This window comes from Azospirillum brasilense (assembly GCF_022023855.1).
In the GTDB taxonomy this organism is placed as follows: domain Bacteria; phylum Pseudomonadota; class Alphaproteobacteria; order Azospirillales; family Azospirillaceae; genus Azospirillum; species Azospirillum brasilense_F.
Genome location: NZ_CP059450.1, coordinates 465144 through 479137 on the forward strand (window position 1 = coordinate 465144; position 13994 = coordinate 479137).

The 13994-nt window shown below is 66.8% G+C and carries 15 protein-coding genes, 1 tRNA gene and 1 pseudogene; 7 read left to right on the top strand and 10 right to left on the bottom strand.

The window, feature by feature from the left end; genetic code table 11:
• Window positions 1-3: 3 nt before the first annotated feature.
• Window positions 4-510 carry an SRPBCC family protein gene (locus H1Q64_RS15515; protein ID WP_237906067.1) on the bottom strand — a complete coding sequence of 169 codons (507 nt, stop codon included), beginning with the start codon at window positions 508-510 and terminating at the stop codon, window positions 4-6.
• A gap of 114 nt (window positions 511-624) precedes the next feature.
• Window positions 625-1156 (bottom strand): annotated as a pseudogene (locus H1Q64_RS15520) (type II restriction endonuclease); the annotation flags it as partial.
• Between the two features lie 546 nt (window positions 1157-1702).
• On the opposite strand from H1Q64_RS15520, the gene H1Q64_RS15525 reads away from it, so the two are divergent.
• Window positions 1703-2008 carry a hypothetical protein gene (locus tag H1Q64_RS15525; protein WP_237906068.1) on the top strand — a complete coding sequence of 102 codons (306 nt, stop codon included), beginning with the start codon at window positions 1703-1705 and terminating at the stop codon, window positions 2006-2008.
• On the opposite strand, the gene H1Q64_RS15530 is transcribed toward H1Q64_RS15525, so the two are convergent.
• The 6 genes from H1Q64_RS15530 to H1Q64_RS15555 form a co-directional block, all read right to left on the bottom strand.
• A complete protein-coding gene (locus H1Q64_RS15530) occupies window positions 1968-2315 on the bottom strand; it encodes a hypothetical protein (RefSeq protein WP_237906069.1) in 348 nt (115 codons plus the stop codon). The two genes, H1Q64_RS15525 and H1Q64_RS15530, sit on opposite strands and share 41 nt — an antisense overlap.
• Entirely contained in the window at window positions 2312-2566 is a 255-nt protein-coding gene (locus tag H1Q64_RS15535) for a hypothetical protein (protein ID WP_237906070.1), read from the bottom strand. Before H1Q64_RS15535 ends, H1Q64_RS15530 begins: the two co-directional genes overlap by 4 nt.
• Window positions 2567-2707: 141 nt before the next feature.
• Entirely contained in the window at window positions 2708-3160 is a 453-nt protein-coding gene (locus tag H1Q64_RS15540; protein ID WP_237906071.1) for a hypothetical protein, read from the bottom strand.
• Between the two features lie 154 nt (window positions 3161-3314).
• Window positions 3315-3941 (bottom strand): calcium-binding protein, encoded by a 627-nt coding sequence (locus H1Q64_RS15545; protein ID WP_237906072.1) that lies wholly within the window; start codon window positions 3939-3941, stop codon window positions 3315-3317.
• Between the two features lie 255 nt (window positions 3942-4196).
• A complete protein-coding gene (locus tag H1Q64_RS15550; RefSeq protein ID WP_137141073.1) occupies window positions 4197-4385 on the bottom strand; it encodes a hypothetical protein in 189 nt (62 codons plus the stop codon).
• 41 nt (window positions 4386-4426) lie between these two features.
• The gene (locus H1Q64_RS15555) at window positions 4427-4579 is read right to left on the bottom strand and encodes an entericidin A/B family lipoprotein (RefSeq protein ID WP_014197259.1); all 153 of its coding nucleotides are present in this window, start codon (window positions 4577-4579) and stop codon (window positions 4427-4429) included.
• Between the two features lie 194 nt (window positions 4580-4773).
• On the opposite strand from H1Q64_RS15555, the gene H1Q64_RS15560 reads away from it, so the two are divergent.
• The 6 genes from H1Q64_RS15560 to H1Q64_RS15585 all read left to right on the top strand — a co-directional run bounded on the left by H1Q64_RS15560 (window position 4774) and on the right by H1Q64_RS15585 (window position 12003).
• Entirely contained in the window at window positions 4774-6153 is a 1380-nt protein-coding gene (locus tag H1Q64_RS15560) for an MATE family efflux transporter (protein WP_237906073.1), read from the top strand.
• Between the two features lie 199 nt (window positions 6154-6352).
• Window positions 6353-9160 carry a DNA gyrase subunit A gene (gene gyrA / locus H1Q64_RS15565; RefSeq protein WP_237906074.1) on the top strand — a complete coding sequence of 936 codons (2808 nt, stop codon included), beginning with the start codon at window positions 6353-6355 and terminating at the stop codon, window positions 9158-9160.
• A gap of 21 nt (window positions 9161-9181) precedes the next feature.
• Window positions 9182-9730: a pantetheine-phosphate adenylyltransferase gene (coaD, locus tag H1Q64_RS15570; RefSeq protein ID WP_014197255.1), complete on the top strand. Its 549-nt coding sequence runs from the start codon at window positions 9182-9184 to the stop codon at window positions 9728-9730.
• 136 nt (window positions 9731-9866) lie between these two features.
• Window positions 9867-9942, top strand: a tRNA-Lys gene (locus tag H1Q64_RS15575).
• Window positions 9943-10160: 218 nt separating this feature from the next.
• On the top strand, window positions 10161-10985 hold the full coding sequence (locus H1Q64_RS15580) for a hypothetical protein (protein ID WP_237906075.1): 825 nt from the start codon (window positions 10161-10163) through the stop codon (window positions 10983-10985).
• A gap of 10 nt (window positions 10986-10995) precedes the next feature.
• Window positions 10996-12003, top strand: coding sequence for a YihY/virulence factor BrkB family protein (locus H1Q64_RS15585; RefSeq protein ID WP_237906076.1), 1008 nt, complete (start codon window positions 10996-10998; stop codon window positions 12001-12003).
• A 28-nt stretch (window positions 12004-12031) separates the two neighbouring features.
• Here H1Q64_RS15585 and H1Q64_RS15590 read toward each other — a convergent pair whose 3' ends face one another.
• Window positions 12032-12985 carry a DUF1624 domain-containing protein gene (locus H1Q64_RS15590; protein WP_237906077.1) on the bottom strand — a complete coding sequence of 318 codons (954 nt, stop codon included), beginning with the start codon at window positions 12983-12985 and terminating at the stop codon, window positions 12032-12034.
• A gap of 47 nt (window positions 12986-13032) precedes the next feature.
• The gene (locus H1Q64_RS15595; protein ID WP_237906078.1) at window positions 13033-13983 is read right to left on the bottom strand and encodes a sensor histidine kinase; all 951 of its coding nucleotides are present in this window, start codon (window positions 13981-13983) and stop codon (window positions 13033-13035) included.
• Window positions 13984-13994: the final 11 nt, after the last annotated feature.

Below are 13994 nucleotides of genomic sequence, written 5' to 3' on the forward strand. Positions count from 1 at the left end.
CTCTCACAGATTGGTTGGCCGGTTGATCCGACCGAGGTCCGCCGCATCGGCCGCCATGCGCCTCACGCACCAGCGGGCGTAGATCCTGGCGAACAGGACGCCAAGGATGCCCCCGTCCGGCGATGCGGGGCGAGAGAAGTCGATGAACACGCGCAGCGCCGAACCGTCCCCCTTGGGTTCAATCTCGAAGCCCATGCGGTACGGACCGATGACCAGAAGCCGGGGGCGCCCCATGGTCTCCCACACCTTGCGCCGCGGCGGATCGCGTTCGGTGACGACCTCGTCGACGCCCAGGGAGATGTCGAGGAAACGGCCGCTCATGCGGATGACCGATCCGACAGCACGCCCCTTGTCCTCGTCGAAGGCGTAGGTCATGCGCCCGCCCAGCGTCATCATGGAAGGCTTCTCCATGTGTGCGGCAAGCCGTGTGTGGTCGTCCAGGCGTTCGAAAAGCTGCTCTGGCGCCATGGCCACCTCGACGGTCGCGGATTCGTGGAACGGGTAAGCCATATCCGCCTGCTGCGGAAGCCATCGTTCTCGGGGACGAAACGGTCCGGCAAGGGCACCCTCGGGGCCCCTGCCTCTTCAACAAGCCGCCGTGGCGCGTGTCCCGCCCAGCGCCGCTCAGACGGGCGTCCGCGAGATGGCATGGATGGCTTTCATGCCGCTTCCGAACCGGGCGATGGACTCCCTGTGCGACTCCAGTTCCCCGTACGGCAGGTAGCGGACCTTGAGATCGGCAACGCGCGAGAAAGCCGGTCGGGCCAGCTGCGTGCGGACCTCCTCCTCGCGGCCGTTCGGCGCCACCATGAACAGGCCCTCCAGTGCGTGCGCGTCGCCGCCGAGCGCGAGGTCGAGCATGCGGACGATGCCCGAGTAGATCGAGGTGGAGTGCTCGACTTCGAAGGCGGCGGCGACGTGCGCCTTGCCGCGGTCGAGCCACAGCACGTCGATCAATCGGACGGCGTCGGCGCCCGGCGCCTTCTCGATCGCTTCCGGCAGGCGCTTCAAGGCAGCCCTCGCCGAGCTTACCGCCGTCGTAAGGACGCCCACGGTCGTTCGACGTGATCCAGACGTCGTAGTCCAATGCCCTGCCGAGGTCGCGAAGCCAGCCCTGGATCTCGGTGTGCGTGCGGTCGCCCTCGCGCTCGGCGGCGGATATTCTTGACGCGGTGGTTGCAAACAGGATGCGCATGTCAGGACAAAAAAGAGCGACCTGGCGGGCCCCCGATTACCTTCGAAAAAATGAGGGGGTTGCGCCTAGTCCCGGATGAACCTGAGGAAGGCAGGAGTCTATCCCTCCTGACGGCTCTAGGGTTTGCTTTGTTTGCAGAAAAACGAGGGTGTCCCCTCGTGCTCCCCTTACGCTCGCGGCGAGTCGGATCAAAGATCCGACTCGCCGCGAGCGTCTAATGTAAACATTTTCATGCCGGACCGGCATTAAACTTTACGAATACGATCACGCTGTGGGTGGGAGCGCCAAGACATCATTGAAATTCAAATTCTTATAAAAAGTTCACAATCTTTGGGTATGCATAACCATTCTGAGCACCCGAATGATCGTGAGGGAGGGGGCTTTACCCCTTCCGTCCGTTACCGGCCGCTGGCTTGTCTTCGTGTAACCTGCGCAGGCCGGGCTTGACGGAGGATGCCCGCCAACCGAGATTCCACGGCGAGCGTCCGTCGTGATCCAGGAGCAGCCATGGCCTCCCAGCGCCGTCATTTCCTGCGTGCCCTTGCCGCCGTCGCGATCGGTGGTGGCGCCACGACCCTGTCCGGTCCCGCCGCGGCGTTCCGCGTGATTCCGAACGACGATCTGAAGGGCGTGATGGACGAGGGCTGCGGCGCCACCGCCTATCATCGCCGGATGATCGACGAGGCGGTTCAGGCGGCCGGCGTCTCGCTGACGGAGGAGCAGCGCAACACGCTCCTTTCCCAGATGTCCTGTCCGACCTGCCGTTGCCCGCTCAACCAGATCGACAATCCCGCGGCCGGCCTGCGCTTCTGAGGGGCCTTCGGAGCTCTTCACGACGCCGGGCGCGCCCGGCAACCAAGTCCTTCAGCCCGCGCGGGATGCGCGTGCGGTCGCCCCAGCGCACGACGATCCCGGCGGCGCGGCATTCCGCCGCCAACTCCCGGCCATTCTCGTAGCGGTGCTGGTCAAGCAGCGGCCAGCCGTCCAATCCGCGGTAATCGAATGGGCGCCCGTCGAGGAAGTCCCGGAACCCGTCGAAGAATCGTGGATGCAGGACTACCGGCTTCGCCTCCCGCCAGGAGCGCGCCCCGTAGAAGCGGTTGTTGGTCACCCCGCTCATTGAAGCGATCCCGGACTGGCGCCCGGAGGGGTGTCCAGAACGGCCCGGCCCAACCGGTCGAGCAGAGCCGCCGTCGCGCTTGGGCCATGCAGGGCGGCGAGCCGGTCCACCGATTCGACCATCATCGCCCAGGCGACCAACCGGTCGGGCACGCCCTCGGGCCGTCTTTCGGCCCACAACGAGCGCACCAAGTCCAGCGCCGCTTCGAAGCCCGCCGGAACGCCCGGCGCATCCACATCCTCGATCATCATCCCCCCATTGCCGCATGTTGCCAAACAGCTCCGGGTGTATGTAACGTTATATCATAACATTTAAAAGACCAAAGGATGCCCTTCGGCCAGACCCTGCGGCCCCATCATGGGGCTCTTCGCATGGTCTGGCCGAAGGAGGGATCAGCGCGGGGCTGTGGCGCGGTTCCAGTTGGTGGCGTCCGCCGGATTGCCGGGCATTGGGGCAAGGGCCGGGGCCATCGCGGCGGGCGTGGCGAACAGGGCGTCGAACTGGTCCGCGCTCATACCGGTCAGGACGAGCGCCTGCCGCTCCTCCGAATAGCGCAGTTGCCCGGTGTCCAGCGTCGCGTGGCGTTTCACCGGATGGACCGGCGCGCCGCTCGCCACCACGAGCTGTACCGGCTCGCGCGCCGGGGTGAGGACGACATCCTCCACAGCACCCAGGATGCGGTTCTCAGGAATGGACTGCACCGTCAGCCCGACCAGTTCCAGGGGCGACATCTGCGCCATGGGCCGTTGCGTGGCGCCGGTCTCCGCGCAGGCGCCGAGCGCCGCCAGGGCGCAGACGGCGAGCAGCCGGGTGGCGGGGCGGGGGGTGAGGCGTCGATGGTTCATGCGGGGCTCCTCCGTCGCGTGGGCAAGGCTATAACGCGGCAGCGGAGCGGAGGGGCCGCGGGCCGGAGCGGAAAAGGGCGCGGCCAGCCGCGGCCACGCCCCTTGCGCCATCAGGCCCCCATACCCGCGGTACTTCCTTTAGATGAGGGAGCAGTCAGGTGAAGGCATAGTCGCGACCGGACACCAGCCCGACGGTATCCACGGTCAGCGAAGAGCCGTCCCGGAACCCGAAGGCTGTGCTGGTGGCGGTGGTGGAGACGGTCAGGTCGGCGGCGGAGAAGCCGCGGAACTCGATGCGGTCGATCCCCGCTTCGAAATAGCTGATGTCGTCGGTGCCGAAGCCTCCCGGCGCCACGTCGAAGCGGAAGATGTCCGTCGCGCCATCGCGGTAGCTCACCATATGGTCGTTGCCGGCACCGGGCAGGAAGACGTCGGACCCGTCGTCGCGCAGCGTGTCGATCAGCCAATCGTCGCCGGTTCCGCCGACCAGCGTGTCGTCGCCGCGCCCGCCCTTCACCGTGTCGTTGCCCGAACCGCCGTCCAGCCAGTCGTTGCCGGCCCCGCCGAACAGCTGGTCGCCGCCCTGGCGCCCATACATGTGGTCGTTACCCGGATCGCCGGCGTAGGGATCGCCCAGCCAGTCATTCCCAGCTCCACCATCAAGCGTGTCGTTGCCGAGACCTCCGGAGAGCGAATCATTTCCTCCATTGCCATAGACCGTGTCAGCGGAATCGGTGCCGAGGTAGCGTTCGGCGGCGTTGGTGCCCGAAAACCTAGCCATGGTTGGCCCTCCTCAATGATTAACAAATGGTTAACATTAAGATGAGGTGAGAGAAAGGTAAAAAAACACTTAACGCTTTGGTGCCAATTTTTGCCACGGCCTCTTCAGCGTTGTTGCTCATCTGTTTCGGTGTTGTTTTCAGATTCGAATCTTCGACTTCGGGCAACCAGAACCCGGACAAGGAAAAGGCCGACGCCCTGCGGCATCGGCCTTTCTTGAAACGCCTCTCACGCGGATTGCGTCGTGTCCGGCGCCTTACGCCTGGGTCGGCGACGGCATGCCGGGAACCGGCTGATCCGCCGGGGGCGGCATCTCCGGAGGGGTGTCGGGATTCTCAGGCACCGGGTAGGGGTCCGGCGTGGTCGGACGGTCCGGCTGCGGGGTGTTCGGGTTGCTCGGCGGCGGCACCTCGGTGGGCCGTTCCGGCGTCATGGGATCGCTCATGCGGATGGCTCTTTGTGGTTGATAAGGTATGGGCGGGCGCGTCACTCGGCGGCCCGTTCGACGGCCCGACCGCCGGCCTGGACGTCCTGCCCGGCCCCTTCGATCGTGTTGCAGCCGACGAGCAGCGCGGCGAAGGTCAGGACGAAGCTGGCGAGGGCGATCTGGCGGACGGGGAACGGCATGGAGCGGCTCATGATCCCGAACTCCTCAGTGGATGCTGTTGCTTCGTCAACGCGCCGCTGCGGGCGTTGGTTCCGGCCCATTCGGCGGATTTGCAACAGGGCGGAAGGACAATAAGCCGCCACTTGACGTGGTACGCCGCAAGGTCAAGATGGCCGGTTCCGCCACCGGCGGTGACAACCGTACACAAGCGACCGACACCCTGATCATGCCTGACCACGCGATTCCCGCCCCTCTCCTGGCCGACCGTCTGCGCATCCATGCCGGCGAATTGCTGCGGCTGGCTGCCCCGGTCATCGTCTCGCGCGCCGGGCTGGTCGTCATGATGGCGGTGGACACGGCCATCGTCGGCCGCTACAGCGCGCAGGAGCTGGCCTATTACGGGCTGGCCCACCTGCCGGCCAACCTGCTGGTCACCACCGGCGTGGGGCTGATGATGGGCGTGGTGGCGGTGACCGCCCATGCCCTTGGCGCCGGCCAGGACGCCGAGTGCGGGCGCATCTGGCGCCGGGCGATTCCCTACGCGCTGCTGCTCGGCATTCTCTTCGCCCTGGCCTCGCTGGCCGGAGAGCCCTTCTTCCGCCTGACCGGCCAGTCCACGGATCTGGCGGCGGGCGGCGGGCAGGTGATGGCGGTGCTCGGCTACGGCATGCCGGGCATGATGCTGTACGTCGCGACCGGCTTCTTCCTGGAGGGGCTGAAGAGGCCCATACCGGGCATGGTGGCGATGATCCTCGGCAATCTCCTGAACGCGCTGCTCGCCTGGATGCTGGTCTGGGGGCATGGCGGATTCCCGGCGCTGGGGGCGGTCGGCTCGGCCTGGGCGACCACGGCGGTGCGCTGGGGGATGGGACTCGGCCTCGTCTTCTACGCCTGGCACATGACCGACCACGCCCGCTGGGCGGTGCGCGACCCGGTCCGCGACTGGTGGAGCGGCAGCCGCAAGCAGCGCCATCTCGGTTACGCCGCCGGGGTCAGCCTGGGCGTGGAAAGCGGCGCCTTCGCCACGCTGGGCCTGTTCGCCGGGATGATCTCACCGCTGGCTCTCGGCGCCTACACGGTCGGTCTGAACCTGACGGCGCTTCCCTTCATGGCGGCGGTCGGGCTGGCCTCGGCCACGGCGGTGCGGGTGGGGGTGGCCTATGGCCGGCGCGACCCGCTGGAGATGGCGCTGGCCGGCTGGACGGGGCTGGCGGTGACTAGCCTGATCCTGGCCGGAGTCGGGGTGCTCTACCGCTGGATGCCGGAGCCGCTGGCGGCGATCTACAGCGCCGACCCCCAGCTGATCGCCACGGTGGCGCCGCTGATCGCCTTCACCGCCTGGGTTCTGGTGGCGGACGGCGGGCAGGTGGTCATGGCGAACGCGCTGCGCGGGCGCGGCGACGCCTGGGTTCCCACCGCGCTGCACTTCATCTCCTACGCGGTGGTGATGATTCCGGTGTCGGCCTTGCTCGCCTTCGGGTTGGACCGCGGCGCGCGTGGTCTTTTTGAGGGAATTTTGATCGCCAGTGTGGTATCCGTGACCATCCTTTCGCTGCGCTTCGCGCTGTTGAGCCGCCCTCGTCCTGCAAAGGCCGGAGGTCATTGACTTGCAAAGGCCAGGAATCGTGGGGCTGCCGGAGCGTTGTGTGCACATGCGAAAGCTGATAGGAATTCTTATATTACATGCAGCGGCCCGAAGGGCCGTGCGGACGTGCCCCGTTGAACCTTAAGTGTTGACCTTGAGCGTTGAACAGCAAGCGTTGAACACCGAGCATCGCCGCAGCCCGTAGAATGAGTTTGTCTCCTTGAGCACGACGCCCCTTCCTCCCGCTTCCGACATCGCGCCGGTCACCATCGAAGACGAGATGCGCCGGTCCTATCTCGATTACGCGATGAGCGTGATCGTGAGCCGCGCTCTGCCCGACGTCCGCGACGGGCTGAAGCCGGTGCACCGCCGCATCCTCTACGCGATGAAGGAGGGCGGGTACGATTCGACCAAGCCCTACAAGAAGTCGGCGCGCATCGTCGGCGACGTGATGGGTAAATACCACCCGCACGGCGACAGCGCGATCTACGACGCCATGGTACGCATGGCGCAGGGCTTCTCCATGCGCCTGCCGCTGATCGACGGGCAGGGCAACTTCGGTTCGATGGACGGCGACCCGGCGGCTGCCATGCGCTACACCGAGGCGCGGCTGGCCAAGGCGGCGGAGGCGCTGCTCGACGACATCGACAAGGACACCGTCGATTTCCAGGCCAATTACGACGATTCGGGCAAGGAGCCCTCGGTAGTCCCGGCGCGTTTCCCGAACCTGCTGGTCAACGGCGCTGGCGGCATCGCCGTCGGCATGGCGACCAACATCCCCACCCACAATCTGAGTGAGGTGGTGGACGCCTGCTGCGCCTACATCGACAACAACGACGTCACCGACGAAGAGCTGATGGAGTTCGTGCCGGGCCCGGACTTCCCGACGGGCGGCATGATCCTCGGCCGGTCGGGCGTCCGCTCGGCCCTGATGACCGGGCGCGGCTCCGTCATCATCCGCGCCAAGACCGAGATCGAGGAGATCCGCAAGGACCGCTTCGCCATCGTGGCGACGGAGATCCCGTACCAGGTCAACAAGTCCAAGCTGATGGAGCGCATCGGCGAGGTCGTCAACGACAAGACGATCGAGGGCATCTCTGACCTGCGCGACGAATCGGACCGCGACGGCGTGCGCGTGGTGATCGAGCTGAAGCGCGACGCCATGGCCGACGTGGTGCTGGCCCAGCTGTTCCGCCACACCCAGCTGCAGACGTCCTTCGGCGTCAACATGCTGGCGCTGAACGGCGGCCGGCCGGAGCTGATGAACCTGCGGCAGATCATCGTCGCCTTCGTCCGCTTCCGCGAGCAGGTCATCACCCGGCGCACCGAGTTCCTGCTGGGCAAGGCGCGTGAACGCGCCCACACCTTGGTCGGTCTGGCCGTCGCCGTCGCCAATCTGGACGCCATGATCGCGCTGATCCGCAGCGCCCCGGACCCCGTCTGGGCGCGCGAGCAGATGATGGAGCGCGAGTGGCCGGCCATGGACGTCGCCCCGCTGATCGCGCTGATCGACGAGCCGGGGCGCGGCGTGTCGGAGAACGGCACCTACCGGCTGTCGGAGGAGCAGGCCCGCGCCATCCTCGACCTGCGCCTGCACCGCCTGACCGGGCTGGAGCGCGACCGGATCGGCGCCGAGCTGACGGACGTGACCGACCAGATCGCCGACTATCTGGAGACTCTGGCCAACCGCGCGAAGCTGCTGGGCATCCTCCGCGACGAGCTGGTGGAGATGAAGGAGCGGTTCGGCACCCCGCGCCGCACCGAGATCCAGGAGCTGGAGTTCGAGGCCGACATCGAGGACCTGATCCAACGCGAGGACATGGTCGTCACGGTCAGCCAGTCCGGCTACGTAAAGCGCGTGCCGCTGTCCACCTACCGCGCGCAGAAGCGCGGCGGCAAGGGGCGGTCGGGCATGTCGATGAAGGCGGAGGACGCGGTCAGCGACCTGTTCGTCGCCAACACCCACACGCCGCTGCTGCTCTTCTCGTCGCGCGGCATGGTCTACAAGCTGAAGGTCTACCGCCTGCCGCTGGGCAACCCGCAGGCGCGCGGCAAGGCCTTCGTGAACCTGCTGCCGCTGATCGACGGCGAGACGATCACCACCGTCCTGCCGCTGCCCGAGGACGAGGCCGTGTGGGCGGACCTGCACGTCGTCTTCGCCACGTCGAAGGGCAACGTGCGGCGCAACCGCCTGTCGGACTTCGCCAACATCCGCTCCAACGGCCTGATCGCCATGAAGCTGGAGGAGGAGGGCGAGCGTCTGATCGCCGTTCGCACCTGCTCCGAGGCGGACGACGTGCTGCTGGCGACCGGCGGCGGCAAGTGCATCCGCTTCGAGGTCGCCGACGTGCGTGTCTTCGCCGGCCGCACCTCGACCGGTGTGCGCGGCATCCGTCTGGCCGATGGCGATGAGGTCATCTCGATGACCACGCTTCACCACGTCGAATCCTCGCCCGAGGAGCGCGCCGCCTTCCTGAAGCGCAAGCGCGAGGAAGGCCTCGACATGGAGGGCGAGGCGGCTCCGGAGGCCGACGAGGTGCCGACCGAAGCCGTGACGCTCAGCCCGGAACGCTATGAGGAGCTGAAGGGCCTGGAGCAGTATGTACTGACCGTGACCGAGCGCGGCTACGGCAAGCGGACCTCCTCCTACGAGTACCGGGTGACCGGCCGCGGCGGCCAGGGCATCTGGAACATGGAGATGGGCGAGCGCAATGGCTCCATCGTCGCTGCCTTCCCGGTGGAGGACTCGCATCAGGTGATGATGGTCACCAACGGCGGTCAGGTCATCCGCATGCCGATCCACGACGTGCGAATCGCGGGGCGCAAGACGCTGGGCGTTACGCTGTTCCGCGTCGGTGCGGACGAGCGCGTGGTGTCCGTCGCGTCCATTGCGGAGGACGAGGACAGCAACGGGAACGGGACCAATGGCAACGGCGGCGATCCAAACGGCGGCGGGACGGCCTCCGTGGACGATGCGGCTGGGAACGAGGCCGCTCCCGGCGATACGCCCGGTGATACGATCGAATAAAAAGAGGCGGAAGGTACTCCCATGGCCAAGCGCCGCATCGGTGTCTATCCCGGCACCTTCGACCCGATCACCAACGGTCATATGGACATCATCCAGCGGGCGTCACGGCTCGTCGATCATCTGATCGTCGGCGTCGCCCGCAACGCCGGCAAAGGCCCGCTCTTCTCGACGGACGAGCGGGTGGCGATGGTGCGGGAGGACGTGACCGCCCTGAACAACGCCGGGGCCAGCATCGAGGTGCGGGCTTTCGACACGTTGCTGATGCATTTCGCGGTGGAGGTGAACGCCACCGTGATCATCCGCGGCCTGCGGGCGGTTTCGGATTTCGAGTACGAGTTCCAGATGGCGGGCATGAACGCCCGCCTGAACCCGAAGATCGAGACCATGTTCCTGATGGCCTCGGAAAAGAGTCAGTTTATTTCCTCCCGCTTCGTCAAGGAGATCGGGCGCCTGGGCGGCGACATCCGCGGCTTCGTCAGCGGCCGTGTGGCCGACCATCTGGCCGAACGTTTCGCCCTGGAGGCCGGTAACGGCGATGCCAGCAAGCAGATCCAGACTCTCAAACAGTGACGGCCAAACAGTGACGGCGCCGGGGGCTGCGGCGGAGAGCGAAATTTTTGTGCGCTCCGTCAAACCCCGCTGTTGACCGGGGCGTCACCGCCCCCTATGTTGCGCCCCGCATCGGCAACAGGCCGCATGCTTCTGTGATCCGGTAGCTCAGTCGGTAGAGCACGTGACTTTTAATCATGTGGCCGTGGGTTCGAATCCCACCCGGATCACCATTCCCCTCAGTGGTTTAACCATCTGACCGGCCATCCGTTCAGACCCCTTCCGCAAACTGATTCGTGGCGGTTTGCTGAGGATGGGGTACTGCTCCCGGTCGCGGCCTGTTTAAAAAGATCGAATAGCCGATCCCTCGTGTCACCCCGGCCGCAAGCCGGAACCTTCGGCCAATTTCCGGTGTTGCTTGGCGGCAGCGTCAAGAGGGGGAGTCGCCGGCATGAACCGAGCCACCGATCCGTATGCCGACACCATGGGCGGCGTCGCGGCGGGCAACACAGCAAACACAACACCCACATCCGATGCCCCGGCAGCGCCGCAGGGCCGGCGTGGGACGGATGAGATCGAGCAGGACATCCACGCCATCCGTGGACGTATGGACGCGGTTCTCGACGAGATCGAGTTCCGCCTGTCGCCCGGCCAGATGTCGGGGGGTGTCATCGAGGTGGTGCGGGACGTGGTGGAGGGCAACCCGTCGCGCATGGCGCGCGCCATCCGCTCCAACCCCTGGCCGCTGGCCGTGATGGCGGCGGGCGCCCTGTGGTTCGCCTGGACCGTATCGCGCACGCCGGAGGTCGAACCGACCGTTTCAGGGCACGCTTCGGGACGGGGCGCCGATGGGACGATCCAGGATGTGCTGAGCGTTCTGGTCGCCGCGTGCCGCCAGGGGGCCACCGGGTTCCGCCAAGCCGACATGGTGCTGGACGATCCTGCCTTGAGGGCGCGGCTGACCCAGGTCGCCAGCCAGTTCGATCGCAGCGCCGCCGCCCTGGAAGCGGAACTGGTGCGTCGCGGCGGTGGACGGGATCTGCGGATTCCCGTTCACGCGGTCTGGCGTGACCTGGACACGGAACTGGGTGGCGCACGGACGCGCGGCGGGCTGCTCCGTGGGTTGGAAAGCGGTGTGGAGGGAACGCTGGGGCTGTTCCGCAACAGCCTGCACGATGACCTTCCCGAGGAGCTGACGGTGATCGTCGGCGCCCATTTCCATGAAATCGAGACGGTGCGTCACCGTGTCGGCGCTCTGCGCGAAGCGGTCGCGTGAGGGAGGGGGCATGCTAGGGCTGAGCCGTCGCCACCGCAACCAGTATCCGCGCGTCGAGATGGGAGGGCGGGGGCGGTCGGCGGTCCGGCCCTCCGACATTCCCAAGGCGGGCTGGAAGGACATTCTCTGGCGCACCTGGGAGGAGCAGGGAAAGGACAACATCTCCATCGTGGCGGCAGGGGTGGCCTACTACGCCCTTTTCGCCATCTTCCCGGCCATCGCCGCGCTGGTCTCGCTGTACGGCCTCGTCTTCGACCCGGCGGGGGTGGAACAGCAGGTCAATCAACTTGCCGGTCTGCTGCCGCCGGAGGCGCTGGACGTGCTGCGCGATCAGGCGCGCAACGTGGCGTCGGCACCGCGGGAAGGTCTGGGCTTCGGCGTTCTGTTCGGCCTCGCCCTGACACTGTGGAGTGCGTCGCGAGGCACCAATTCGCTGATCACCGCGCTGAACATCGCCTACGGGGAAGAGGAGCGGCGCAGCTTCCTCCGGCTCGCCTTCCTATCGCTGGTGCTGACGCTGGCTGGGCTGGTCTTTGTGATCATGACCCTGGCGCTGATCGTGGCGGTTCCAGCGGCCATCAACTTCCTCGGCCTGCGGGACACTCCCATCGGCTGGGCCGCCAGCCTCGCGCGCTGGCCCATCTTGGCGGTGGCGATCGTCCTGGCGCTCGCCGTGCTCTACCGCTACGGCCCGGACCGGCGGCAGCCGAAATGGCGCTGGGTCACCTGGGGATCGTCCATCGCCACGGCGCTGTGGATCATCGCCTCGGTGGGCTTTTCCGTCTACGTCTCGAACTTCGGCAGCTACAACCAGACCTACGGATCGGTCGGGGCGGGCGTGGTGCTTCTGCTGTGGTTCAACCTGACATCCTACGTGATCCTCATGGGGGCGGAGCTGAACGCGGAGATCGAGCATCAGACCGCCCGCGACACCACGGAAGAGGATGGGCGCGGCCCGAAGCCGATGGGGCATCGGGACGCTTATGTCGCCGACACGGTGGGGAAGCGTCGGGCATAGCGCTTTTTCCCGTGCGGCGCTTTCCGGGTCAGCGGCTGCCGCAGCTCTGAATGACTCCGTCGACCTTGCGGGCGCCGTCCGCGCTCAGCCGGTCATGGACGAAGTCGGACCATAGGCCGTCCCGGTTCAGATCGTCGGCCACGCAGCGGCAGGTGGCGGTGCAGTGCGCCGCCTCCCCGCCGCTGCTGGTGCAGGTCGCCACGCAGGAGGTCTGGAAGCTGCGAACGTCCGCCGGGTCGGCGCCAATCCCCATCGCCAGCAAGGACAACAGGCCGAACAACACGGGCTGGTGAAGCAGATAGACCGCCAAGCTGTGTCGACCGGCCCAGGCGAACCCGCGCCAGACCGCTCCACCTGGGGTTTTCGCCGGGGCCGGACGCCACAGCCGCCCCAGCGCCATCCCGAACAGAAAGCCGCCGAACCAGGGGAACAACGGCACATAGTCGTTTGATTGCGGCTCGAAGGTCATCAGCCCGATCCAGCGCAGCCAGGGCTCGTCGAACAGCGGCAGGGCGACCGTCTCGCCCAACGCGATCACCGCCACGCCGAGCAGCAGAAGCACCAGCCAGGGAAGGCGCAGCAGCGCGAGGCCGATCAGGCTTGCCACCGCCATATGGTGCAGCACGCCAAAAACGATCGGGCTGTCCGGAAACATGACCATCGACACAGCCGACACGCCGCCCGCGGCCAGCACCAGCAGGGCGAAGCGCCGCAGGAAGCGGCGCCAGTCGATGCCGCCCTCCGCCGCCAGGACGAGGCTGAGACCCGACAGGATCAGGAAGCTGCCGAGGATGCCGGTGCGCGCGGCCAGCCACAGTGGATCGCCGAACAGGTCGAAATCAGCCAGCCCGAGATAGGTCAGGTCCCAGGAGCCGTGATAGAGCGCCATGGCGAGCAGGGCCATACCGCGCGCCGTGTCGATGACGCCAACGCGCCGCGCCGCAGTGGTCGCCGATGCGGATGAAGTGGGGAGGATGGGCATGGGCGCGACTTTTGCCGGAATGGCACGTTCCTGTCCACCGCCGCCCGTCAGGAGGATAGGGTCTGGGAAAGAACCAGCCGGGCGGTGGTGCCCTGTCCGCGCGATCCGGTCATGCTGAAGCTTCCGCCGATCTGAGCGGCCAGCGAGCTGACGATCTTCAGGCCGAGACTGGAGGGGCGCGCCAGGGTGAAACCATCGGGAAGTCCCGCACCGTCGTCGCGCACCGTCAGCACCAGCTCTCCGTCATCGGCGCACAGATCGACGGCGATCCGCCCGGCCTCGCCATCGGGGAAACCGTGCTCCAGGGCGTTGCTGACCAGTTCGGCGAGGATCAGGGCCAGCGGAATCAGGGTGTCCGGCGGCAGGTCGGACTTGGCGGCGCTGACCGTGCAGTCGATCTGTTCCGCCCCGGAGGTCTTCAGGATGTCCTGACACAGTTCGCGCAGGAACGGCTCCATATCCATCGGGCCGTCATGGGGCGCGTGGAGCCGGCGGTGCAGACGGCCCAATGTGGACAGCCGCCCGGCGGCCTCCTCCAGCGCACGGCGGGCTTCCGGGTCCCTGACCTTGGACTTCTGGATGGCGATCAGCGAGGAGGCGAGCTGAAGGTTGTTGGACACGCGGTGCTGAAGCTCGCTGAACATCACCTGAGTCTGCTGCGTCAGGCGGGCGCTGCGGTTGCGCTCCTCTGCCAGCCGCTCCAGCGCCACGTTCATGATGTGGATCACGGCGATGTCCACCGCCACGACCAACCCGAAGAAGCCAAGCGCCAGTGCGCTGCCGGGCGCGAGATCGAGCGATTGGCTGGTGCCGAGGAAGAAATACCAGGAGGCCAGTCCGCTCAGCAGCGCGGTCACGATGCCCGGCCACAGCCCGGCCAGGAAGGTGGTGACGATGACCGCCGGGAAGAAGGTCAGGAAGGGGAACCCCGCCGGCAACCGGTCGTCGAGGGCAAGACGCGCCGCCATGGCGACGGCGAAGGTCGCCAGCGCGAACATAAACCCCAAAC